General features: G+C 58.5%; 16 protein-coding genes, 2 tRNA genes and 3 rRNA genes. 11 read left to right on the top strand and 10 right to left on the bottom strand.

The window, feature by feature from the left end; all coding sequences use genetic code 11:
• Positions 1 to 7: 7 nt before the first annotated feature.
• From SC318_RS03360 to SC318_RS03370, 3 genes are all read right to left on the bottom strand, one after another.
• Positions 8 to 181, bottom strand: a complete 174-nt coding sequence (locus SC318_RS03360) for a hypothetical protein (protein ID WP_320429649.1) — start codon at positions 179 to 181, stop codon at positions 8 to 10.
• Positions 182 to 326: 145 nt separating this feature from the next.
• Positions 327 to 1,340 (bottom strand): zinc-binding alcohol dehydrogenase family protein, encoded by a 1,014-nt coding sequence (locus tag SC318_RS03365; protein WP_320429650.1) that lies wholly within the window; start codon positions 1,338 to 1,340, stop codon positions 327 to 329.
• Between the two features lie 26 nt (positions 1,341 to 1,366).
• A complete protein-coding gene (locus SC318_RS03370) occupies positions 1,367 to 1,660 on the bottom strand; it encodes a putative quinol monooxygenase (RefSeq protein WP_320429651.1) in 294 nt (97 codons plus the stop codon).
• A 118-nt stretch (positions 1,661 to 1,778) separates the two neighbouring features.
• Between SC318_RS03370 and SC318_RS03375 the strand changes: the two genes are divergently transcribed.
• The 3 genes from SC318_RS03375 (at position 1,779) to SC318_RS03385 (ending at position 4,997) form a co-directional block, all read left to right on the top strand.
• Positions 1,779 to 2,705 carry a transcription regulator VimR gene (locus tag SC318_RS03375; protein WP_320429652.1) on the top strand — a complete coding sequence of 309 codons (927 nt, stop codon included), beginning with the start codon at positions 1,779 to 1,781 and terminating at the stop codon, positions 2,703 to 2,705.
• Between the two features lie 137 nt (positions 2,706 to 2,842).
• Positions 2,843 to 3,532, top strand: coding sequence for an ArsR/SmtB family transcription factor (locus SC318_RS03380; RefSeq protein ID WP_320429653.1), 690 nt, complete (start codon positions 2,843 to 2,845; stop codon positions 3,530 to 3,532).
• A gap of 94 nt (positions 3,533 to 3,626) precedes the next feature.
• Positions 3,627 to 4,997, top strand: coding sequence for an MFS transporter (locus SC318_RS03385; protein WP_320429654.1), 1,371 nt, complete (start codon positions 3,627 to 3,629; stop codon positions 4,995 to 4,997).
• A 55-nt stretch (positions 4,998 to 5,052) separates the two neighbouring features.
• Here the strand turns inward: SC318_RS03385 and SC318_RS03390 are convergent, their stop codons facing one another.
• Positions 5,053 to 6,006, bottom strand: a complete 954-nt coding sequence (locus SC318_RS03390) for an adenosine deaminase (protein ID WP_320429655.1) — start codon at positions 6,004 to 6,006, stop codon at positions 5,053 to 5,055.
• 193 nt (positions 6,007 to 6,199) lie between these two features.
• On the opposite strand from SC318_RS03390, the gene SC318_RS03395 reads away from it, so the two are divergent.
• Complete coding sequence (locus SC318_RS03395; RefSeq protein ID WP_320429656.1) at positions 6,200 to 7,291, top strand: calcium:cation antiporter; 1,092 nt, start codon at positions 6,200 to 6,202, stop codon at positions 7,289 to 7,291.
• 135 nt (positions 7,292 to 7,426) lie between these two features.
• On the opposite strand, the gene SC318_RS03400 is transcribed toward SC318_RS03395, so the two are convergent.
• From SC318_RS03400 to SC318_RS03425, 6 genes are all read right to left on the bottom strand, one after another.
• Entirely contained in the window at positions 7,427 to 8,785 is a 1,359-nt protein-coding gene (locus SC318_RS03400) for an 8-oxoguanine deaminase (protein ID WP_320429657.1), read from the bottom strand.
• Positions 8,786 to 9,025: 240 nt separating this feature from the next.
• Positions 9,026 to 9,712, bottom strand: a complete 687-nt coding sequence (locus tag SC318_RS03405; RefSeq protein ID WP_034134634.1) for an SDR family oxidoreductase — start codon at positions 9,710 to 9,712, stop codon at positions 9,026 to 9,028.
• A 58-nt stretch (positions 9,713 to 9,770) separates the two neighbouring features.
• Positions 9,771 to 10,352 carry an IMPACT family protein gene (locus SC318_RS03410; protein ID WP_320429658.1) on the bottom strand — a complete coding sequence of 194 codons (582 nt, stop codon included), beginning with the start codon at positions 10,350 to 10,352 and terminating at the stop codon, positions 9,771 to 9,773.
• A 12-nt stretch (positions 10,353 to 10,364) separates the two neighbouring features.
• Positions 10,365 to 11,024 carry a TetR/AcrR family transcriptional regulator gene (locus SC318_RS03415; RefSeq protein ID WP_306491485.1) on the bottom strand — a complete coding sequence of 220 codons (660 nt, stop codon included), beginning with the start codon at positions 11,022 to 11,024 and terminating at the stop codon, positions 10,365 to 10,367.
• Positions 11,025 to 11,111: 87 nt separating this feature from the next.
• Entirely contained in the window at positions 11,112 to 12,506 is a 1,395-nt protein-coding gene (locus SC318_RS03420; RefSeq protein ID WP_320429659.1) for a uracil-xanthine permease family protein, read from the bottom strand.
• 88 nt (positions 12,507 to 12,594) lie between these two features.
• Positions 12,595 to 13,515: a LysR family transcriptional regulator gene (locus SC318_RS03425; protein ID WP_320429660.1), complete on the bottom strand. Its 921-nt coding sequence runs from the start codon at positions 13,513 to 13,515 to the stop codon at positions 12,595 to 12,597.
• A gap of 126 nt (positions 13,516 to 13,641) precedes the next feature.
• Between SC318_RS03425 and SC318_RS03430 the strand changes: the two genes are divergently transcribed.
• From SC318_RS03430 to rrf, 7 genes are all read left to right on the top strand, one after another.
• The gene (locus SC318_RS03430) at positions 13,642 to 14,991 is read left to right on the top strand and encodes an omega-aminotransferase AptA (RefSeq protein WP_320429661.1); all 1,350 of its coding nucleotides are present in this window, start codon (positions 13,642 to 13,644) and stop codon (positions 14,989 to 14,991) included.
• 39 nt (positions 14,992 to 15,030) lie between these two features.
• Positions 15,031 to 16,524, top strand: a complete 1,494-nt coding sequence (locus SC318_RS03435; protein ID WP_320429662.1) for a CoA-acylating methylmalonate-semialdehyde dehydrogenase — start codon at positions 15,031 to 15,033, stop codon at positions 16,522 to 16,524.
• A gap of 572 nt (positions 16,525 to 17,096) precedes the next feature.
• Positions 17,097 to 18,633: ribosomal RNA gene (locus SC318_RS03440) — 16S ribosomal RNA — on the top strand.
• Between the two features lie 123 nt (positions 18,634 to 18,756).
• Positions 18,757 to 18,833 (top strand) — tRNA-Ile (locus tag SC318_RS03445).
• A 10-nt stretch (positions 18,834 to 18,843) separates the two neighbouring features.
• A tRNA-Ala gene (locus SC318_RS03450) sits at positions 18,844 to 18,919 on the top strand.
• A 239-nt stretch (positions 18,920 to 19,158) separates the two neighbouring features.
• A 23S ribosomal RNA gene (locus SC318_RS03455) occupies positions 19,159 to 22,050 on the top strand.
• Between the two features lie 155 nt (positions 22,051 to 22,205).
• A 5S ribosomal RNA gene (gene rrf / locus SC318_RS03460) occupies positions 22,206 to 22,321 on the top strand.
• Together the 16S, 23S and 5S rRNA genes with 2 tRNA genes alongside form the textbook arrangement of a ribosomal RNA operon.
• The last annotated feature ends 53 nt before the right edge of the window (positions 22,322 to 22,374 follow it).

Genomic DNA, 22,374 nt, shown 5'->3' on the forward strand with positions numbered 1-22,374 from the left:
GGGCCGATCAGCCAGTGGCGGCGCGTTGCTGGCTGAGTGGAAAACGGTGGGGGGCCTGGATGCGCGCTTGCAAGGTGTCGGCAAACGCGCGGGCCTCGGCTTCGGTGTGAAAAATAATCGACTTCTGGTCCAGGCGGACCTCCCACTGGGATTTTGCTAACGCTTTTATCAGGATCTTCATTGCTGACTTCCTCACGTAAAAGAATCGTGGCAAAGGCGGCCAATATAAACCTGTATGCGCTGGCAAATATGACAAACGTCAACTGTCGGACTAATGGTGTCGTCCGTTACTTACATCAGTAACGGACGACACTGACAGCCGTTTTTTAAAACCCCTCCAACACGATCTTGCCCTTGGCCTTGCCGCTTTCCAGCAGTGCGTGGGCACGGCGCAGGTTCGCCGCGTTGATCACGCCGAAGTGCTCGCCGACCGTGGTTCTCAGGGTGCCGGCGTCAACCAGCGCGGCCACGCGGTTGAGCAGGTTATGCTGCTCGATCATGTCCGGGGTCTCGAATATCGAGCGGGTGTACATGAACTCCCAATGCAGCGACAAGCTCTTGCGCTTGAGCTTGCTGACGTCCAGCGCCTTGGGGTCGTCGATCAAGGCCAGCTTGCCCTGGGGTTGCAGGGCTTCCACCAGTTGATCCAGGTGATGGTCGGTCTGGGTCAGGCTGGCGACGTGGGTCACGTGCGGGTGGCCGGCGTGCTTCAGCGCTTCGCTCAGCGGCTGGCTATGGTCGATCACCAGCTCGGCGCCCAAAGCCTTGGCCCACGCCTGAGTCTCGGGGCGCGAGGCGGTGCCGATGACTTTCAGCGCGGTGAGCTGGCTGGCCAGCTGGGTCAGGATCGAACCCACGCCGCCCGCCGCACCGACGATCAGCAGGCTCTGGCCCTGGTCCGCTGTGCCCTCCGGTACTTGCAGGCGTTCGAACAACAGCTCCCAGGCCGTGATGGCGGTCAATGGCAGCGCCGCGGCTTCGGCAAAGCCCAGGCTCTGCGGCATATGGCCAACGATGCGTTCATCCACGGTGTGCAGTTCGCTGTTGCCGCCTGGGCGAACCAGAGAGCCGGCGTAGAACACCTTGTCACCGGCCTTGAACAGCGTCACTTCACTGCCGACCGCCTTGACCACACCGGCCACGTCCCAGCCGAGCACCTTGGCAGCGCCATTTTCCGGGGCGACGTTCTGGCGCACCTTGGTGTCCACCGGGTTGACCGAGATGGCTTTGACTTCCACCAGCAGGTCGCGCGGCCCGGCAACAGGTTCGGGCAGTTCGATGTCTTGCAGGGCGTTGACGTCGCTGATGGGCAGGGACGTGTAGTAGGCGATGGCTTTCATGATTTCTCCGGGTAAGGGTCGCGTGGTCAGGCGAGAAACTGCAGGCGCTTGAGTTCGAAGTGTTCGATCACGTCGGCGGCCTGGGTTCGAAAGTTCTGGATATGCGCGCTCTGGTCGTGATCGGCCAGGGCCGCGTCATCGCTCCAGCGCTCAAGCATGTAGAACGTCTCGGGATGCTGCAGATCCTGGTGCAGGTCGTACTGCTGACAGCCGGGTTCCTGTCGAGTCGGCTCGAGCAGCTCACGCAGCAGGGTTTCCAGGGTGGCTTGTTGGCCGGGCTTGGCGATCAGTGTGGCAATGACGTTAAAGGCAGTAGGCATGATCAACTCCTGGTCGAAGATTTATGGGATGGCCAGATGATTGGCTATTTCCTGTGCAGATAAAAGCGGCTAAAACAGAGGGCTGTTTCAATAAAAAATTGATAATTGGCGGGAATGCATGCTGCGCTTTGATGATTTGCAGTTGTTTGTACGGGCGGCGGACCTGGGTAGCCTGTCGGCAGCCGCGCGGGTGATGGACCTGTCCCCGGCGGTGGCCAGCGCGGCGTTGAAGCGTATAGAGCACCAACTGGGCACGCGCTTGCTGGCGCGCTCTACCCGCAGCCTGCGCCTGACCGCCGAAGGTGAGGGGTTTCTCACCTACGCCCGCGCCGCGTTAAGTTCATTGGACGAAGGGCGGCGCCTGTTGGCCAGTGGGCAGGATCACGTCAGCGGCATGCTGCAACTGTCGGCACCTTCGGATTTCGGCCGCAACCAGTTGCTGCCGTGGCTGGATGACTTCCAGCGCCAATACCCGCAACTGAGCGTGCGCCTGTTGCTGGGTGACCGCATTGCCGACCTGTTCCGGCAGCCCGTGGATATTGCCTTGCGTTATGGCGAGCCCGAGGACTCCAGCCTGGTTGCGCTGCCCATCGCGCCGGAGAATGTGCGGGTGCTGTGCGCTGCGCCGAGTTATCTGGCCCGGCACGGCGAGCCGCGGCACCTTGAGCAACTGGCCCAGCATAATTGCCTGCTCTACATGCTCGCCGGCCGCGTGCATGACCATTGGCGTTTTTACGACGGCAAGCGCGAGGTCAGCCTGACCGTCACGGGGGATCGGGTCAGTGACGACGCCGACGTGGTGCGCCGCTGGGCGGTGGCGGGTGTGGGCATTGCCTATAAATCCTGGCTGGATGTGAGCAGCGACGTCGTGGCTGGGCGTTTACGCTTGATCCTGCCGGAGCTGCGCGGTGAGCGCACACCGCTCAACCTGCTGTGCGCGCATCGTGCGCAGTTGAGCAAACCCGTCAACCTGCTGCGGGAAATGCTCGTGGCCCGTTGTGCGACATTGACGGCGCAACGGTCGGAGCAATTCGCAGCGAAGTAATGGCCTCCAGCAAAGCAGGAAATTTCGCTCAAGTGCTGTCCTTGTCCAGGCTGTAAGACGCCATGGAACCGGCTGTTCCGGCCCCTATACTTTGGCGCCAACCGCAGCAGAAAAACGGTTCAACAGGGAGTCGAGAGATGGAACAGGCACCAGGTATCAGTCATATCGCCAGCTTGCTTGCCGAGCCCAAGCGCACTGCAATGCTGTGGGCGTTGATGGACGGTTCGGCGAAATCTTCAGAGGAACTGGCGACGGTCGCCGGGCTGTCTGCAGCATCGGCCAATGCCCATCTGGCGCGGTTGACCGGCAGCGGGCTGCTGCGGGTCGAGGCGCGTCGGGGCAAGCGGCTGTTTCGCGTGGCGGCCGCGGATGTCAGCGCCGCCCTCGATGCGCTGGCGACCACCACCATGGCCAGTGTGGAGCGCAGTGCGCGCCAGGCTCAGCCGCCTGCATTGCCGGTACCGCCGCTGTTGCGTCGCGCCCGCGTGTGCCAGGACCACCTGGGCGGCGAACTGGCGGCCGGTCTGTACCAACGCATGACGCAGGCCGGCTGGATCCAGCGCCACGAGCAACGTACCGAAGTCACGGTCAAGGGCACCCGGCAGTTGGCGCAGCTGGGTATTTTTATCCAGGCATTCTCATCGCCCCTGGTCTGCGACTGTTTCGACTGGAGCCAGCAGCAACCCCATGTAGGTGGGGCGCTTGGTGCAGGGTTGTTGCAACTGTTTTTGCAGTCGAACTGGGTCAGTGCGATCGACGAGTCCCAAGCCTTGTCCGTCAGCGACGCCGGGCTTTTGGAAATCAATCGGCTGGCCACGGCGCAGTAGCGTCGCTCCTGGTTTCGGTCGGGTCGCATCCAGCAACGCCAGGGGAGACGATGCCGCACACTCTTGGAGGGGATCTTCACAGGGGGGATGCGACATGGGTATACAGGGCTATAGCGCAGCAGAGCGGCTGGAACGGTTACCCATCAGTGGTTACCACCGGATCATTTTCATCATCATTGCCCTGGCGTTTTTCTTCGACTCCATGGACCTGGCGATGATGACTTTTCTGTTGGGCTCGATCAAATCCGAGTTCGGCCTGAGTACGGCCCAGGCCGGGTTACTGGCCAGTTCGAGTTTTTTCGGCATGGTGATCGGCGCATCGCTCAGCGGGATGTTCGCGGATCGCTTCGGGCGCAAGCCGGTATTTCAGTGGAGCATCGTGCTGTGGGGCGTCGCCAGTTACTTATGCTCCACGGCGCAGACGGTTGAGACCCTGACCCTGTTTCGTATCCTGCTGGGCATTGGGATGGGCATGGAGTTTCCCATTGCGCAGTCCATGCTGTCGGAGCTGATTCCGGCAAAGCGACGAGGGCGTTATATCGCCTTGATGGATGGGTTCTGGCCGTTGGGGTTTGTTGCCGCCGGGGTGCTTTCTTATTTCCTGCTGCCAGTGATCGGCTGGCGCGACATCTTCCTGGTGTTGGCCGTGCCGGCGGTGTTTGTGTTGGCCATCCGGTTTTTCATTCCAGAATCGCCACGTTGGCTGGAACAGGCCGGGCGCCACGAGGCGGCGGACAAGGTATTGCTTGGCATTGAACAAAAGGTGCGCAACTCCCTCGGCCACGCCGAATTGCCGCAGCCCATTGCCTTGCCGCGAGTGGCGAGTACGCCGGGCACATTCTTCTCGGCTTTCCAGCAGCTGTGGTCGGCGCAGTACCGCCAACGCACCCTGATGATCTGGAGCGTGTGGTTCTTTGCCTTGCTCGGCTTCTACGGGCTGACCTCGTGGCTGAGTGCGCTGTTGCAGCAGTCAGGCTTTGCCGTGACGCAATCGGTGTATTACACGGTGATCATTTCCCTGGGCGGGATACCGGGTTTCCTCATGGCCGCGTGGCTGGTCGAGCGTTGGGGGCGCAAGCCGGTGTGCGTGGTGACGCTGCTGGGCGGCGCAGTGATGGCGTTTTTGTATGGGCAAAGCGCGGTGTTTGGCGGCAACGTCGGGCTGCTGATTACGTCCGGCTTGTTGATGCAGTTCTTTCTGTTTGGCATGTGGGCGGTGTTGTACACCTATACGCCTGAGCTGTATCCCACTTCGGCGCGCGCCACCGGTTCCGGGTTCGCCTCGGCGATTGGGCGGGTGGGCTCGTTGCTGGGGCCACTGGTGACCGGGTTGGTGTTTCCAATCACCGGGCAGGGCGGGGTATTTGCCCTGGGCGCGTTGTGTTTCGCGGTGGCGGCGCTGGTGGTGTGGGTGTTTGGGATGGAGACCAAGGGCAAGACGTTGGAGGAACTCACCGAAATCTGAGGTTAACGCAAAACCCCTGTGGGAGGGGGCAGCCCCCTCCCACATTAGCCCGCCGTTAAGGCTTCACCAGTCGCGCATCCAGGCTGTTTTGCGCCAGGCGTTTGGCCTGGTCCTGGGTCATGCCCAGGGAGGTGTACAGCGCGTGGAAGTTCTCGGTGACGTAACCGCCGAAGTAGGCCGGGTCATCCGAGTTCACCGTGACCTTCACGCCACGCTCGAGCATGTCGAGGATGTTGTGCTGGGCCATGTCGTCGAATACGCACAGCTTGGTGTTGGACAACGGGCAAACGGTCAACGGGATCTGCTCGTCGATGATGCGCTGCATCAGGCGCTCGTCTTCGATGGCGCGCACACCGTGATCGATGCGCTGAATTTTCAGCAGGTCGATGGCTTCCCAGATGTATTCGGGCGGGCCTTCTTCGCCGGCGTGAGCCACGGTGAGGAAGCCTTCATGACGGGCACGGTCGAACACACGCTGGAACTTGCTCGGCGGGTGGCCCATTTCTGAGCTGTCCAGGCCCACGGCGACGAACGCATCACGAAACGGCAGCGCCTGGTCGAGGGTTTTTTCGGCTTCGGCTTCGCTCAGGTGACGCAGGAAGCTCAAGATCAAGCCGCTGGTGATGCCCAGTTGCTGCTCGCCGTCCTTGAGCGCGGCAGCGATGCCGTTGAGCACCACTTCGAACGGCACGCCACGGTCGGTGTGGGTTTGCGGGTCGAAGAAGGGCTCGGTGTGGATCACGTTCTGGGCTTTGCAGCGCAGCAGGTAGGCCCAGGTCAGGTCGTAGAAGTCCTGTGACGTGCGCAATACATCGGCGCCTTTGTAATACAGGTCGAGAAACTCTTGCAGGTTGTTGAAGGCATAGGCCTTGCGCAGGGTTTCGACGTCGTTCCAAGGCAGCGCAATCTTGTTGCGTTCAGCCAGGTCGAACAGCAGCTCAGGCTCCAGCGAGCCTTCCAGGTGCAGGTGCAGTTCAGCCTTGGGCAGGGCGTTGAGCCAATCGTACATGTCTAAAATCTCATCAGGTGCAATGGCGGCATTCTACAGGCCATGGCTGAAATAATCGGCAAAACCTGACCAGCAGGAGAGTATTTGATTTATTTGCACAAGGGCGGCGTGAACTAAGGTGTAACGAAACGTTAGCGGCGTGGCGCAGTCTGTACCCCAACGATGACTGATTTGCTGTACATAAAGGCCCCCCATGCTCACTTCCCTCAAGCAAGAAAAATTCATGCTGCTGGCGCTGATTGCCGCCATTGCCGCGTACCCGCTGGAACACTGGATGCTGCACAGCGGGCAGATGGTGGCATTGCTCGCTGGCCTCGCCTTGATTGCGTTTATCGTAATGGCGTCAATGCGTGTGGCCCATCATGCCGAGCAGCTCGCGGAAAAGGTCGGCGACCCCTACGGCACCATGATCCTGACCCTGGCGGCCGTGCTGGTGGAAGTGGTGATCCTGGCGATCATGATGAGCAACGAACCCTCACCCACACTGGTGCGCGACACCATCTATTCGGCGGTGATGCTCGATATCAACGGCATCCTCGGCCTGGCCGCGCTGATGGGCGGCATCAAGCATGGCGAGCAGTCCTACAACGATGATTCGGCGCGTACCTACAGCGTGATGATCCTCACCGCCATGGGCGTGTCGATGGTGGTGCCGGAATTTATCCCCGAGGCCGACTGGAAAATCTACTCGGCCTTCACCATTGGCGCGATGGTGGTGCTCTACACCCTGTTCCTGAGAATGCAGGTGGGCCCCCACAGTTATTTCTTCAGCTACAGCTACCCGGAAAAACGCCGCAAGAAATTACCGGAGCACGAGCAGGCGCCACCCGTGAGCCTGGCGTTCTCGATTGGCACCCTGGTGTTTGGCGTGATTGTGATTGGCGCGCTGGCCGAGGTGATGTCCAAGACCCTCGACCTGGGCCTGGAAGGCACGGGTGCTCCGCCGGTAATTACCGCGATTGTCGTGGCGGCCATTTCCGCCGCGCCGGAAATTCTCACGGCGCTGCGCGCCGCCTTGGCCAACCGCATGCAGTCGGTGGTGAACATCGCACTGGGTGCTTCTTTGTCGACGGTGATTCTGACGGTGCCGGTGATGGAAGCGATGGCGCTGTACACCGGCCAGCCGTTCCAGATGGCAATGACGCCGGTGCAGACGGTGATGGTGTTTATCACGCTGATCGTCAGTGCGATCAATCTCAACGACGGTGAGACCAATGCCATCGAAGGGATGACGCATTTCGTGTTGTTTGCGACGTTTATCATGCTGTCGCTGCTGGGGCTGTAACCAGCTTTCCAGAGCACCATAGAGCAAATGTGGGAGGGGGCTTGCCCCCCGATAGCTGTGGGTCAGCCAACGTGTAGGTGACTGGCACACCGCCATCGGGGGCAAGCCCCCTCCCACATTTGAGCTTCGTTTGGCTTAGGTGCCGGCGATCAGCTGGCGGGCCGCTTGGGTGTGATCGGCGATCAGGCCTTTGAGGTCCAAGCCTTCAACCTGCCCGTCGATGACCCGCCACTTGCCCCCGACCATCACCCGGTCTGCGCGGTCCGCGCCGCACAACAGCAGTGCCGAAATCGGGTCGTGGCTGCCGGAGAAGCGCAGCTCATCAAGTTTGAATAGCGCCAAGTCAGCCTGTTTGCCTACGGCCAGTTCACCAATATCCGTACGCCCCAGTAGCCGCGCCGAACCTTTTGTAGCCCAGCCCAACACCCCTTCGGGCGTGATTTTTTCCGCTCCGTAACGCAGGCGCTGGATGTACAAGGCCTGGCGCGCTTCGAGGATCATGTTCGAGGCGTCATTGGACGCCGATCCGTCCACGCCCAGACCGACCGGGGCACCGGCGGCGAGCAGGTCGAGGGTCGGGCAGATACCGGAGGCCAGGCGCATATTCGAACTGGGGCAATGGCAGATGCCCGTGCCGGCGGCGCCCAGGCGGGCAATTTCATCCGGGTTGAAATGTATGCCATGGGCCAGCCAGGTGCGCGGGCCAAGCCAGCCGACGCTGTCGAGATAGTCCACGGTGCGCAGGCCGAAGCGCTGCAGGCAGAAGTCTTCTTCGTCGAGGGTTTCCGCCAGGTGCGTGTGCAGGCGCACGTCGAGTGAGCTGGCCAGTTCGGCGCTGGCTTGCATGATTTCGGGGGTGACTGAAAACGGTGAGCAGGGCGCCAGGGCAATCTGGATTTGCGCGCCGTCGCCGCGCTCATGGTAGTGGCGGATCAGGCGCTGGCTGTCATCGAGGATCACTTGGCCTTGTTGCACGGTCTGCTGCGGCGGCAGGCCACCATCGGCTTCGCCCAGGCTCATGGACCCGCGGGTGAGCATGGCGCGCATGCCCAGTTCGCGCACGCTCTGGACCTGTACATCGATGGCATTTTCCAACCCGTCGGGGAACAGGTAGTGGTGGTCCGCCGCTGTGGTGCATCCGGAGAGCAGCAATTCTGCGAGCGCCACCTTCGACGCGAGGGCAAGTTTTTCCGGGGTCAGTCGGGCCCAGACCGGGTACAGGGTCTTCAGCCAGGGAAACAGCGGCTGGTTGACCACCGGCGCCCAGGCGCGAGTCAGGGTTTGGTAGAAGTGGTGGTGTGTGTTGATCAGCCCGGGCAGCACCACATGCTCGCGGGCGTCAAACATCTGCGCACAGGGGTGTGCGGGGGATTGCCCCTGGGCCAGCACTTCGGTGATGACACCGTCTTGCAGCACCAGGCCGCCACGGGCATCGAGGCCATTGGCAGTGAAGACAGCGAGGGGGTTTTTTAACCAGATACGGGTCGCAGGCATTGGCCGGCTCCTCTGAATGATGGGTTCAGGTTTGCCAGCTCAGTGTTGCCCTGTCTGCTGATCCAGGGTCGCCGGTAAAGGCGAGGCGGGTAGATTACGTGTTGGTCCACATGCGGGCAAGCGGACGCGGTCAATGTGGGAGGGGGCTTGCCCCCGATGACGGAGTGTCAGTCGACATCTACGTGACTGATCCGCCGCCATCGGGGGCAAGCCCCCTCCCACATTTTTATGGGCAGTCTTTTACCAGGCGATGGTGTCGCCCTTGTAGTCCACGAAGTGATGACCGCCCTTGCCGGTGTAGGCATTCACCTGATCCACCAGGCCGCGCACGCTGGTTTCAACGTCGATGTGCGCGTTCTCGCCGCCCATGTCGGTTTTCACCCAGCCTGGGTGCAGCGACAACACTGTCGGTTTGGGCTCGCCCAGTTGGGTGATGAAACTGTTGGTCATGGAATTGAGCGCCGCCTTGCTGGCCTTGTACAGCGCCAGGTCCGAACCGTCGGGAATGGTCACGCTGCCCAGCACCGAACTCATGAAGGCGAGCACGCCGGTGTCCTTGCGGATCTGCCCGACAAAGCGCTGGGCCAGGTTGATCGGGGCCACGGCGTTAGTGAAAAACAGTTGGCCGACTTCCGCCAGGGTCGCGTGGCCAGGCTCCTGGTTGGCGGGGCCCTTGACGCCGGCGTTGACGAACAGCAGGTCGAAGGTGCGGTCTTTCAGGCGCTGGGCCAGGGCGATCACGGCTTGCTGATCGTCCATGTCGAGTTTCTCGATCTGCACCGGGCCTGCGGCTTTCAGGGCGTCGGCCTTGTTCGGGTCGCGCACGGTGGCAGTCACGTCCCAGCCGTCCTGGAGCAGTTGCTTGACCAGGCCAAGGCCCAGCCCGCGCGAGGCGCCGATGATCAGTGCGGTTTTTGGCGTAGACATGAAAAGCTTCCTTTTAGAGTCGCGGTTCAGGGAGTACAGCAAACAACAGTATCAGTTTTTATCGTTGCAACAGGATGCGGCCACGGCTCAGGTCAGCGAGCTGGGTCTGCAGGGTATCGACCAGCGCTTCGCCCAGGGCCAATTGCAGCTCTACACCATTGGCGGTGAAGGTCTCTTCCACCACCAGGCCGCCGAGCTCGGCGACGCGCAGTTTGACCAGGTTCAGCTCGGCGAATGCGCAGGCGCAGCTCAAGGGTATGCGGCTGATCAGCTCGATGCGCTCGGCATTCTGCAGGCACTTGTTGGCGCCGCCGCCATAGGCCCGGGCCAGGCCGCCGGTACCCAGCTGGATGCCGCCGTACCAGCGGATGACCAGCACCGCGACCTGATCGAAACCCTGGGCTTCGATGGCCGCGAGAATCGGCCGCCCGGCGGTGCCGCCGGGTTCGCCGTCGTCGTTGCTGCGGTATTGATCGGCCAGCTTCCAGGCCCAGCAGTTGTGCGTTGCGTTGAGGTCGCTGTGTTTCTCGAAAAACGCCTGGGCGTCCTGCGGGCTGGTGATCGGCGCTGCCAGGGTGATAAAGCGGCTTTTGCGTATTTCTTCACGAAATTCGCAACAACCTGTAAGCGTGAATGGCATAAGTCGCTTCGTTTATTGGGCCGGCTTGATGCCGCAGCCCTTGAGAATGATGTGGATCAAATTGGTGCCGGCGTCTTCCATGTCCTGCTTGGTCAGCTTGGTGCGACCGGTGACGCGGCAGATCTGGGTGGCGAAGTCGGCGTAGTGCTGGGTGCTGCCCCACAGCAGGAAAATCAGGTGCACCGGGTCGACGGGGTCCATCTTGCCGGCATCGATCCAGGCCTGGAACACGGCGGCACGGCCGCTGAACCAGGCGCGGTAGTCCTGGCTGAAATATTCGGTAAGGCATTCGCCGCCGCTGATGATCTCCATGGCGAAGATTCGCGAGGCCTGTGGCTGACGACGTGAAAATTCCATCTTGGTGCGGATGTACCGGGAGAGGGCTACGGCTGGGTCATCCTCGGCGGTCAGCGCGTTGAACGTACTGTCCCACAGTTCCAGGATGTTGCTCAGTACCGCAATGTACAGGCCAAGCTTGTTGGTGAAGTAATAGTGCAAGTTGGCTTTGGGCAGCCCGGCACTGGCAGCGATGGTGTTCATGCTGGTGCCCTTGTAGCCATGGCGCGCGAATTCATCTTCAGCAGCCTGGAGAATCGCTTGTTCGTTCTTTTGCCGAATGCGGCTGGCGGGTTTACCGGCGTGGTTGCTGTGGGCAGGAACTTCGAGGCTCATGGAGGTTTCCGTGCTGATCGATGGGGGCGACGTGTGCACAGATAACCCACCCTCAAGCCTCAGACAAGTGTTGATGCAATAAATCCGTCAATGCGGTTCCAGGGAGTCGGGCTGCGGCGTGTGGTTTGCAATGGCGTGGGTGGTTTTAGCCTCGGGTAATAGCAGGCACAGCACCATGGCGGTCAGGCCGCCGCTGGTGATGGCAGAGTCGAAGACGTTCTGTACCAGGGCCGGCATCAAGTGCAGCAGGTTGGGTTGAGCGGCGATGCCCAGGCCGACCCCAAACGAGGTGGCGATGATCAGCATGCTGCGCCGGTCCAACGGTGCCTGCGCAAGGATACGCACGCCCGCTGCGGCGACGCTGCCGAACATGACCAGGGTTGCACCGCCCAGCACCGGTTTGGGAATTTGCTGCAACACCGCGCCGATCATGGGAAACAAGCCAAGACAAACCAATACCGCGCCGATGTACAAACCGACGTAACGGCTGGCCACGCCGGTGAGTTGGATCACGCCATTGTTTTGCGCAAAAGTGGTATTGGGGAAGGCACTGAACGTGGCGGCGATCATGCAACTGACGCCATCGCCCAATACGCCGCCTTTGAGTCGGCTTATATAAGACGCACCACTGATCGGCTGACGGGCGATCATGCAGTTGGCGGTAAGGTCACCGACGGTTTCGATGCTGCTGATCAGATAAATCAGCGCGATGGGCAGGAAGGCGCTCCAGTCGAAACTGAAACCAAAACGAAACGGCACTGGCAGGCTGATCAGAGGCAAGTCGGGCAAAGCCTGTGGCACCAGCTTGCCGCTGAACCAGGCGGCCAGGCTGCCGAACGCCAGGCCGATGATGATGGCCGAGAGGCGCACCCAGGGCGTGTTCGAGCGGTTGAGCAGGATGATCGTTACGATCACGAACAGGCCCAGGGCCAAGTTGGTGGGCGCGCCGAAGTCGGGGGCATTGAACCCGCCACCGAGATCGGTGATGCCCACTTTTATCAGGCTGATGCCAATCAGCGTAATCACAATCCCGGTTACCAGGGGTGTGATGACCCGGCGCAGTTGGCCGATAAAGCGGCTCAGCACGATTTGCACCAGTGCGCCGAAAAAGCACACGCCGAAGATCATCGCCAGAATGTCCTCAGGGCTGCCGCCGCGTTGCTTGACCAGAAAACCCGCCGACAGCACCGCACCCAGGAACGCAAAGCTGGTGCCTTGCAGGCAGATCATGCCCGCGCCAATACCAAACGGCCGGCGCGCCTGGATGAACGTGCCGACGCCGGAGACCATCAGCGCCATGCTGATCAGGTAGGGCAGGTGCGCGGTGAGGCCCAGGGTGGAGCCGATGATCAAGGGCGGAGTGATGATGCCGACGAAGGCGGCCAGCACATGTTGCAGGGCGGCGAGCAGGGCGGGCAGTGGTTTCGGGCGGTCGTCGAGGCCGTAGATCAGGTCGTTGGGACTGCAGGATTCTGGTGGCATGGCGGGTCAACTCGGGGGCGGACGGTTCAAGGTCCATGGGCCTTGCAAAAAACTGTCCACCTGCTCAGCTTTTTGCGAGAGCCCCGAATTAGCGCGTTGCTGCCAGACTTTCCAGGAAGCTTTCCAGCACCAAATGGGGGCGGCGGCCCTTGCGCGTGACCGATGCCAGGCTCAAATCGTAAAACCGTGTAGCCGGTTTCAGCGCACGTAGTCGGCCTTGTTGTACCCACAGGCTGGCGTAGTGGTCAGGCAGGTAGCCGATATAGCGGCCGGTGAGGATCAGGAACGCCATGCCTTCTCGATCCGACGCGCTGGCGGTGCAATTGAGCGCCTGGTAATGGGCCTGGATATCGGCCGGCAAGCGGAAGGTGGGGGCGATGGCGTCCTGGCTGTCGAGCCGGGGGTCGTCCAGTTGCATGTCGTCGACGTAAAACAGCGGATGGCCGACCGCGCAATAGAGCAGCGAGCGTTCGCTGTACAGCGGCTGGTACTCCAGGCCGGACAATGCGCTGGCCTGGGGCACAACACCGACGTGCAGACGGCCATCGAGCACGCCTTGCTCCACTTCATTGGGAGCAATCATGCGGATTTGGATCTGCACGTCCGGGCCACGCTCTTTCAACTGCGCCAAGGCATGGGTGATGCGCATATGCGGCAGGGTGACGAGGTTGTCGGTGAGGCCGATGGTCAGCTCTCCGCGCAAGTGCTGGTGCAGGCCGTTGACCTCGGTGCGAAAACTTTCCAGGGCACTCAACAGTTGCAACGCCGACTGGTAGACCTCGCGGCCTTCTTCAGTCAACGAGAACCCTGCGCGGCCGCGTTGACAGAGCCTCAGCCCGAGGCGCTGTTCCAGGTCGCTCATTTGCTGGCTGATGGCCGAGCGACCAATCCCCAGAACAGTCTCCGCCGCCGAAAACCCGCCGCACTCCACCACGCTGCGAAAGATGCGCAGCAAGCGGATATCAAAGTCGCTGACCTGGGCCAGAGGGTCGGGACGACGGGTGCTCATAGTTTAGTGAAGTCCTGACTGAAGGTTAGAAGAGTTGAATTTCACCGACTTTATCCGCGTGGCAACTTAGCTGCAACAACGCTTTTTCAATCCCGACGCTGCCTTTTGCCTTGCGAGGTTTTGCTGATGAACATGCCGGAAAACGCCCCAACATCCCTGGCCAGCCAACTCAAGCTGGATGCTCACTGGATGCCTTACACCGCCAACCGTAACTTTCAGCGTGATCCGCGCCTGATCGTGGCTGCCGAGGGCAGTTGGTTGACCGATGACAAGGGGCGCAAGGTCTACGATTCATTGTCGGGCCTTTGGACATGTGGCGCCGGGCATACGCGCAAGGAAATTCAGGAAGCGGTCGCCAGGCAGTTGGGCACGCTGGACTACTCTCCTGGCTTCCAATACGGTCATCCACTGTCCTTTCAGTTGGCGGAAAAAATCACCGACCTGACCCCGGGCAACTTGAACCATGTGTTCTTCACCGACTCCGGCTCCGAGTGCGCCGACACCGCCGTGAAGATGGTGCGCGCCTATTGGCGCCTGAAGGGCCAAGCCACCAAGACCAAGATGATCGGCCGCGCCCGTGGCTACCACGGTGTGAACATTGCCGGTACCAGCCTGGGTGGTGTCAGCGGTAACCGTAAGCTGTTTGGTCAGGCGATGATGGATGTCGACCATTTGCCGCATACGTTGCTGGCGAGCAATGCGTTCTCCCGTGGCATGCCGGAGCAGGGCGGTATCGCGTTGGCCGATGAGTTGCTCAAGTTGATCGAGCTGCATGATGCTTCGAACATCGCCGCGGTGTTTGTCGAACCAATGGCCGGTTCCGCGGGCGTGCTGGTGCCGCCGCAGGGTTATCTCAAGCGCCTGCGTGAAATCTGCGATCAGCACAACATCCTGTTGGTGTTCGACGAAGTGATCACCGGTTTCGGCCGCACCGGTTCGATGTTCGGCGCCGACAGCTTTGGTGTCACCCCGGACTTGATGTGCATTGCCAAGCAAGTCACCAACGGCGCGATTCCGATGGGCGCGGTGATTGCCAGCAGCGAGATCTATCAGACCTTCATGAATCAGGCGACGCCCGAGTACGCGGTGGAATTCCCCCATGGCTACACCTATTCGGCGCATCCGGTGGCCTGTGCGGCCGGCCTGGCGGCGCTGGACCTGCTGCAGAAGGAAAACCTGGTGCAGAGCGTAGCCGAAGTCGCACCGCACTTTGAGAATGCGCTGCATGGCTTGAAGGGCAGCAAGAACGTGATTGATATTCGTAACTACGGCCTGGCCGGAGCCATCCAGATTGCCCCGCGTGACGGTGATGCAATCGTGCGTCCGTTCGAGGCCGGCATGGCACTGTGGAAAGCCGGCTTCTACGTGCGCTTCGGCGGCGACACCCTGCAGTTCGGGCCAACCTTCAACAGCAAGCCGCAGGACCTGGATCGCCTGTTCGATGCGGTCGGCGAAGTGCTGAACAAGATCGACTGATTTCTCCTTCTATATAGAACAACTTTTCAGGAGCCCTGCATGAGCCTTATCCAGCATTTGATCAATGGTGAGTTGGTCAACGACAGCGGTCGCAGCGCCGACGTGTACAACCCGTCCACTGGCCAGGTGATTCACCAGGTGCCGTTGGCCAGTCGTGAAACCATTCAACAGGCGATCGACTCGGCCAAGGCTGCGTTCCCGGCCTGGCGCAATACGCCGCCGGCCAAACGTGCCCAGGTGATGTTTCGTTTCAAGCAGTTGCTGGAGCAGAACGAAGAGCGTATCTCGCAGTTGATCAGCGAAGAGCACGGCAAGACGTTGGAAGACGCTGCTGGTGAGTTGAAGCGTGGCATTGAGAACGTTGAGTACGCGTGTTCGGCGCCGGAGATTCTCAAGGGCGAATACAGTCGCAACGTGGGCCCGAACATTGATGCCTGGTCGGATTTTCAGCCGCTGGGCGTAGTGGCGGGCATTACGCCGTTCAACTTTCCGGCGATGGTGCCGCTGTGGATGTACCCGCTGGCGATTGTGTGCGGCAACTGCTTCATCCTCAAACCGTCGGAGCGTGACCCGAGTTCGACGCTGCTGATCGCGCAATTGCTGCAGGAGGCGGGTCTGCCCAAGGGCGTATTGAGCGTGGTGCATGGTGACAAGGGGGCGGTGGATGCATTGATCGAAGCACCCGAAGTCAAGGCGCTTAGCTTTGTAGGATCGACGCCGATTGCCGAGTACATCTATTCCGAAGCCACCAAGCGCGGCAAGCGCGTGCAGGCACTGGGCGGGGCGAAGAACCACGCGGTGCTGATGCCGGACGCGGACCTGGATAACGCAGTCAGTGCCTTGATGGGGGCGGCGTATGGGTCTTGCGGCGAGCGCTGCATGGCGATCTCGGTGGCCGTATGCGTGGGCGACCAGGTGGCAGATGCGTTGATTGCCAAGCTGGTGCCGCAGGTCAAGGCGCTGAAGATCGGCGCGGGCACCACCTGTGGCCTGGATATGGGTCCGCTGGTGACGGGGCAGGCGCGGGACAAGGTCAGTGGTTATATAGAAGACGGCGTGTCGGCGGGGGCAAAGCTGGTCGTCGATGGCCGTGGCTTGAGCGTTGCCGGGCATGAGGAAGGGTTCTTCCTGGGCGGCAGCCTGTTTGATCGCGTCACCCCCGAGATGCGTATCTATAAGGAAGAAATCTTCGGGCCGGTGTTGTGTGTGGTGCGGGTGGACAGCCTGGAAGCGGCGATGCAGTTGATCAACGATCACGAGTACGGCAACGGTACTTGCATCTTCACCCGTGACGGTGAGGCGGCGCGGCTGTTTTGTGACGAGATCGAAGTGGGCATGGTGGGTGTTAACGTTCCTCTACCGGTGCCGGTGGCGTATCACAGCTTTGGTGGCTGGAAGCGCTCGTTGTTTGGCGACTTGCATGCCTATGGGCCGGACGGGGTGCGGTTCTATACCCGCCGCAAGGCGATTACTCAGCGTTGGCCGCAGCGGGCCAGCCATGAAGCGTCGCAATTCGCTTTCCCTAGCCTGTAAGGCTGGGTGAGTAAAAGGCCGGCCCGTTGGGGCCGGCCTTTGAGTTTCTGGGGCTTTTCGACTTATATGACAGAAATGTGAAAAAGAAGGTTGACGGCAGATTCTGGAAGCCTATGATTCGCCCCACTTCCGGCGCAGTCGAAACGGAAAACTCCTTGGTAAACAATGAGTTAAGTAGGTTTCGGCAGCGGGTTGCTTCAGTTCATCGAAGCCAAAAGGAAGTTGAAAAAGAGGTGTTGACAGCAGCGTGTAACGCTGTAGAATTCGCCCCCCCGCTTACGAGAGATCGCAAGCGCAAGTGGTTGAAGTTGTTGAAGAATTCTTCGAAAACTTCTGAAAATAACCACTTGACAGCAAATGAGGCTGCTGTAGAATGCGCGCCTCGGTTGAGACGAAAGATCTTAACCAACCGCTCTTTAACAACTGAATCAAGCAATTCGTGTGGGTGCTTGTGGGGTCAGACTGATAGTCAACAAGATTATCAGCATCACAAGTTACTCCGCGAGAAATCAAAGATGTAACCAACGATTGCTGAGCCAAGTTTAGGGTTTCTTAAAAACCCAAAGATGTTTGAACTGAAGAGTTTGATCATGGCTCAGATTGAACGCTGGCGGCAGGCCTAACACATGCAAGTCGAGCGGTAGAGAGAAGCTTGCTTCTCTTGAGAGCGGCGGACGGGTGAGTAATGCCTAGGAATCTGCCTGGTAGTGGGGGATAACGTTCGGAAACGGACGCTAATACCGCATACGTCCTACGGGAGAAAGCAGGGGACCTTCGGGCCTTGCGCTATCAGATGAGCCTAGGTCGGATTAGCTAGTTGGTGGGGTAATGGCTCACCAAGGCGACGATCCGTAACTGGTCTGAGAGGATGATCAGTCACACTGGAACTGAGACACGGTCCAGACTCCTACGGGAGGCAGCAGTGGGGAATATTGGACAATGGGCGAAAGCCTGATCCAGCCATGCCGCGTGTGTGAAGAAGGTCTTCGGATTGTAAAGCACTTTAAGTTGGGAGGAAGGGCAGTTACCTAATACGTGATTGTTTTGACGTTACCGACAGAATAAGCACCGGCTAACTCTGTGCCAGCAGCCGCGGTAATACAGAGGGTGCAAGCGTTAATCGGAATTACTGGGCGTAAAGCGCGCGTAGGTGGTTTGTTAAGTTGGATGTGAAATCCCCGGGCTCAACCTGGGAACTGCATTCAAAACTGACTGACTAGAGTATGGTAGAGGGTGGTGGAATTTCCTGTGTAGCGGTGAAATGCGTAGATATAGGAAGGAACACCAGTGGCGAAGGCGACCACCTGGACTGATACTGACACTGAGGTGCGAAAGCGTGGGGAGCAAACAGGATTAGATACCCTGGTAGTCCACGCCGTAAACGATGTCAACTAGCCGTTGGGAGCCTTGAGCTCTTAGTGGCGCAGCTAACGCATTAAGTTGACCGCCTGGGGAGTACGGCCGCAAGGTTAAAACTCAAATGAATTGACGGGGGCCCGCACAAGCGGTGGAGCATGTGGTTTAATTCGAAGCAACGCGAAGAACCTTACCAGGCCTTGACATCCAATGAACTTTCCAGAGATGGATTGGTGCCTTCGGGAACATTGAGACAGGTGCTGCATGGCTGTCGTCAGCTCGTGTCGTGAGATGTTGGGTTAAGTCCCGTAACGAGCGCAACCCTTGTCCTTAGTTACCAGCACGTTATGGTGGGCACTCTAAGGAGACTGCCGGTGACAAACCGGAGGAAGGTGGGGATGACGTCAAGTCATCATGGCCCTTACGGCCTGGGCTACACACGTGCTACAATGGTCGGTACAGAGGGTTGCCAAGCCGCGAGGTGGAGCTAATCCCACAAAACCGATCGTAGTCCGGATCGCAGTCTGCAACTCGACTGCGTGAAGTCGGAATCGCTAGTAATCGCGAATCAGAATGTCGCGGTGAATACGTTCCCGGGCCTTGTACACACCGCCCGTCACACCATGGGAGTGGGTTGCACCAGAAGTAGCTAGTCTAACCTTCGGGAGGACGGTTACCACGGTGTGATTCATGACTGGGGTGAAGTCGTAACAAGGTAGCCGTAGGGGAACCTGCGGCTGGATCACCTCCTTAATCGACGACATCAGCTGCTCCATAAGTTCCCACACGAATTGCTTGATTCATTGAAGAAGACGATAGAAGCAGCTTTAAGCTCCAAGCTGATAGCTCCAAGCTAACAGTTGCGCGCTCGAAATTGGGTCTGTAGCTCAGTTGGTTAGAGCGCACCCCTGATAAGGGTGAGGTCGGCAGTTCGAATCTGCCCAGACCCACCAATTTTGTTATGGGGCCATAGCTCAGCTGGGAGAGCGCCTGCCTTGCACGCAGGAGGTCAACGGTTCGATCCCGTTTGGCTCCACCATTTAACTGCTTCTGCTTGTTAGAGTTTAGAAATGAATATTCCGGTGTGAATATTGATTTCTAGTCTTTGATTAGATCGTTCTTTAAAAATTTGGGTATGTGATAGAAAGATAGACTGAACGTTACTTTCACTGGTAACGGATCAGGCTAAGGTAAAATTTGTGAGTTCTCTTAATTGAGAAATTCGAATTTTCGGCGAATGTTGTCTTCACAGTATAACCAGATTGCTTGGGGTTATATGGTCAAGTGAAGAAGCGCATACGGTGGATGCCTTGGCAGTCAGAGGCGATGAAAGACGTGGTAGCCTGCGAAAAGCTTCGGGGAGTCGGCAAACAGACTTTGATCCGGAGATGTCTGAATGGGGGAACCCAGCCATCATAAGATGGTTACCTTACACTGAATACATAGGTGTATGGAGCGAACCAGGGGAACTGAAACATCTAAGTACCCTGAGGAAAAGAAATCAACCGAGATTCCCTTAGTAGTGGCGAGCGAACGGGGACTAGCCCTTAAGTGGCTTTGAGATTAGCGGAACGCTCTGGAAAGTGCGGCCATAGTGGGTGATAGCCCTGTACGCGAAAATCTCTTAGTCATGAAATCGAGTAGGACGGAGCACGAGAAACTTTGTCTGAATATGGGGGGACCATCCTCCAAGGCTAAATACTACTGACTGACCGATAGTGAACTAGTACCGTGAGGGAAAGGCGAAAAGAACCCCGGAGAGGGGAGTGAAATAGATCCTGAAACCGTATGCGTACAAGCAGTGGGAGCCCACTTTGTTGGGTGACTGCGTACCTTTTGTATAATGGGTCAGCGACTTATTTTCAGTGGCGAGCTTAACCGAATAGGGGAGGCGTAGCGAAAGCGAGTCTTAATAGGGCGTCTAGTCGCTGGGAATAGACCCGAAACCGGGCGATCTATCCATGGGCAGGTTGAAGGTTGGGTAACACTAACTGGAGGACCGAACCGACTACCGTTGAAAAGTTAGCGGATGACCTGTGGATCGGAGTGAAAGGCTAATCAAGCTCGGAGATAGCTGGTTCTCCTCGAAAGCTATTTAGGTAGCGCCTCATGTATCACTGTAGGGGGTAGAGCACTGTTTCGGCTAGGGGGTCATCCCGACTTACCAAACCGATGCAAACTCCGAATACCTACAAGTGCCGAGCATGGGAGACACACGGCGGGTGCTAACGTCCGTCGTGAAAAGGGAAACAACCCAGACCGTCAGCTAAGGTCCCAAAGTTATGGTTAAGTGGGAAACGATGTGGGAAGGCTTAGACAGCTAGGAGGTTGGCTTAGAAGCAGCCACCCTTTAAAGAAAGCGTAATAGCTCACTAGTCGAGTCGGCCTGCGCGGAAGATGTAACGGGGCTCAAACCATACACCGAAGCTACGGGTATCACGTAAGTGATGCGGTAGAGGAGCGTTCTGTAAGCCTGTGAAGGTGAGTTGAGAAGCTTGCTGGAGGTATCAGAAGTGCGAATGCTGACATGAGTAACGACAATGGGTGTGAAAAACACCCACGCCGAAAGACCAAGGTTTCCTGCGCAACGTTAATCGACGCAGGGTTAGTCGGTCCCTAAGGCGAGGCTGAAAAGCGTAGTCGATGGAAAACAGGTTAATATTCCTGTACTTCTGGTTATTGCGATGGAGGGACGGAGAAGGCTAGGCCAGCTTGGCGTTGGTTGTCCAAGTTTAAGGTGGTAGGCTGGAATCTTAGGTAAATCCGGGATTCTAAGGCCGAGAGCTGATGACGAGTCGTCTTTTAGACGACGAAGTGGTTGATGCCATGCTTCCAAGAAAAGCTTCTAAGCTTCAGGTAACCAGGAACCGTACCCCAAACCGACACAGGTGGTTGGGTAGAGAATACCAAGGCGCTTGAGAGAACTCGGGTGAAGGAACTAGGCAAAATGGCACCGTAACTTCGGGAGAAGGTGCGCCGGTGAGGGTGAAGGACTTGCTCCGTAAGCTCATGCCGGTCGAAGATACCAGGCCGCTGCGACTGTTTATTAAAAACACAGCACTCTGCAAACACGAAAGTGGACGTATAGGGTGTGACGCCTGCCCGGTGCCGGAAGGTTAATTGATGGGGTTAGCTAACGCGAAGCTCTTGATCGAAGCCCCGGTAAACGGCGGCCGTAACTATAACGGTCCTAAGGTAGCGAAATTCCTTGTCGGGTAAGTTCCGACCTGCACGAATGGCGTAACGATGGCGGCGCTGTCTCCACCCGAGACTCAGTGAAATTGAAATCGCTGTGAAGATGCAGTGTATCCGCGGCTAGACGGAAAGACCCCGTGAACCTTTACTATAGCTTTGCACTGGACTTTGAATTTGCTTGTGTAGGATAGGTGGGAGGCTTTGAAGCGTGGACGCCAGTCTGCGTGGAGCCATCCTTGAAATACCACCCTGGCAACTTTGAGGTTCTAACTCAGGTCCGTTATCCGGATCGAGGACAGTGTATGGTGGGTAGTTTGACTGGGGCGGTCTCCTCCTAAAGAGTAACGGAGGAGTACGAAGGTGCGCTCAGACCGGTCGGAAATCGGTCGTAGAGTATAAAGGCAAAAGCGCGCTTGACTGCGAGACAGACACGTCGAGCAGGTACGAAAGTAGGTCTTAGTGATCCGGTGGTTCTGTATGGAAGGGCCATCGCTCAACGGATAAAAGGTACTCCGGGGATAACAGGCTGATACCGCCCAAGAGTTCATATCGACGGCGGTGTTTGGCACCTCGATGTCGGCTCATCACATCCTGGGGCTGAAGCCGGTCCCAAGGGTATGGCTGTTCGCCATTTAAAGTGGTACGCGAGCTGGGTTTAGAACGTCGTGAGACAGTTCGGTCCCTATCTGCCGTGGACGTTTGAGATTTGAGAGGGGCTGCTCCTAGTACGAGAGGACCGGAGTGGACGAACCTCTGGTGTTCCGGTTGTCACGCCAGTGGCATTGCCGGGTAGCTATGTTCGGAATAGATAACCGCTGAAAGCATCTAAGCGGGAAACTAGCCTCAAGATGAGATCTCACTGGAACCTTGAGTTCCCTGAAGGGCCGTCGAAGACTACGACGTTGATAGGTTGGGTGTGTAAGCGCTGTGAGGCGTTGAGCTAACCAATACTAATTGCCCGTGAGGCTTGACCATATAACACCCAAGCAATTTGCGACTCGAGAGAGACCAGATTGCGGTGTGTGAAGACGAGATGAACCGAAAGTTCGACGCTTGCAAAACACCAAATTCTATTACATACCCAATTTGCTGAAGCGAGGCCGTCTGGCCACGACTCAGTACCCGAATTTCTTGACGACCATAGAGCATTGGAACCACCTGATCCCATCCCGAACTCAGTAGTGAAACGATGCATCGCCGATGGTAGTGTGGGGTTTCCCCATGTGAGAGTAGGTCATCGTCAAGATTAAATTCCAGAACCCCTGTTTGCTAACGCAGACAGGGGTTTTGTTTTGGGCG

It is taken from the genome of Pseudomonas sp. MUP55, assembly GCF_034043515.1.
Classification (GTDB): domain Bacteria; phylum Pseudomonadota; class Gammaproteobacteria; order Pseudomonadales; family Pseudomonadaceae; genus Aquipseudomonas.

Coding starts and splice junctions, on each gene's coding strand:
- SC318_RS03360 (WP_320429649.1), bottom strand. CDS start 181: ATGAAGATCCTGATAAAAGCGTTAGCAAAATCCCAGTGGGAGGTCCGC.
- SC318_RS03365 (WP_320429650.1), bottom strand. CDS start 1,340: ATGAAAGCCATCGCCTACTACACGTCCCTGCCCATCAGCGACGTCAAC.
- SC318_RS03370 (WP_320429651.1), bottom strand. CDS start 1,660: ATGCCTACTGCCTTTAACGTCATTGCCACACTGATCGCCAAGCCCGGC.
- SC318_RS03375 (WP_320429652.1), top strand. CDS start 1,779: ATGCTGCGCTTTGATGATTTGCAGTTGTTTGTACGGGCGGCGGACCTG.
- SC318_RS03380 (WP_320429653.1), top strand. CDS start 2,843: ATGGAACAGGCACCAGGTATCAGTCATATCGCCAGCTTGCTTGCCGAG.
- SC318_RS03385 (WP_320429654.1), top strand. CDS start 3,627: ATGGGTATACAGGGCTATAGCGCAGCAGAGCGGCTGGAACGGTTACCC.
- SC318_RS03390 (WP_320429655.1), bottom strand. CDS start 6,006: ATGTACGATTGGCTCAACGCCCTGCCCAAGGCTGAACTGCACCTGCAC.
- SC318_RS03395 (WP_320429656.1), top strand. CDS start 6,200: ATGCTCACTTCCCTCAAGCAAGAAAAATTCATGCTGCTGGCGCTGATT.
- SC318_RS03400 (WP_320429657.1), bottom strand. CDS start 8,785: ATGCCTGCGACCCGTATCTGGTTAAAAAACCCCCTCGCTGTCTTCACT.
- SC318_RS03405 (WP_034134634.1), bottom strand. CDS start 9,712: ATGTCTACGCCAAAAACCGCACTGATCATCGGCGCCTCGCGCGGGCTG.
- SC318_RS03410 (WP_320429658.1), bottom strand. CDS start 10,352: ATGCCATTCACGCTTACAGGTTGTTGCGAATTTCGTGAAGAAATACGC.
- SC318_RS03415 (WP_306491485.1), bottom strand. CDS start 11,024: ATGAGCCTCGAAGTTCCTGCCCACAGCAACCACGCCGGTAAACCCGCC.
- SC318_RS03420 (WP_320429659.1), bottom strand. CDS start 12,506: ATGCCACCAGAATCCTGCAGTCCCAACGACCTGATCTACGGCCTCGAC.
- SC318_RS03425 (WP_320429660.1), bottom strand. CDS start 13,515: ATGAGCACCCGTCGTCCCGACCCTCTGGCCCAGGTCAGCGACTTTGAT.
- SC318_RS03430 (WP_320429661.1), top strand. CDS start 13,642: ATGAACATGCCGGAAAACGCCCCAACATCCCTGGCCAGCCAACTCAAG.
- SC318_RS03435 (WP_320429662.1), top strand. CDS start 15,031: ATGAGCCTTATCCAGCATTTGATCAATGGTGAGTTGGTCAACGACAGC.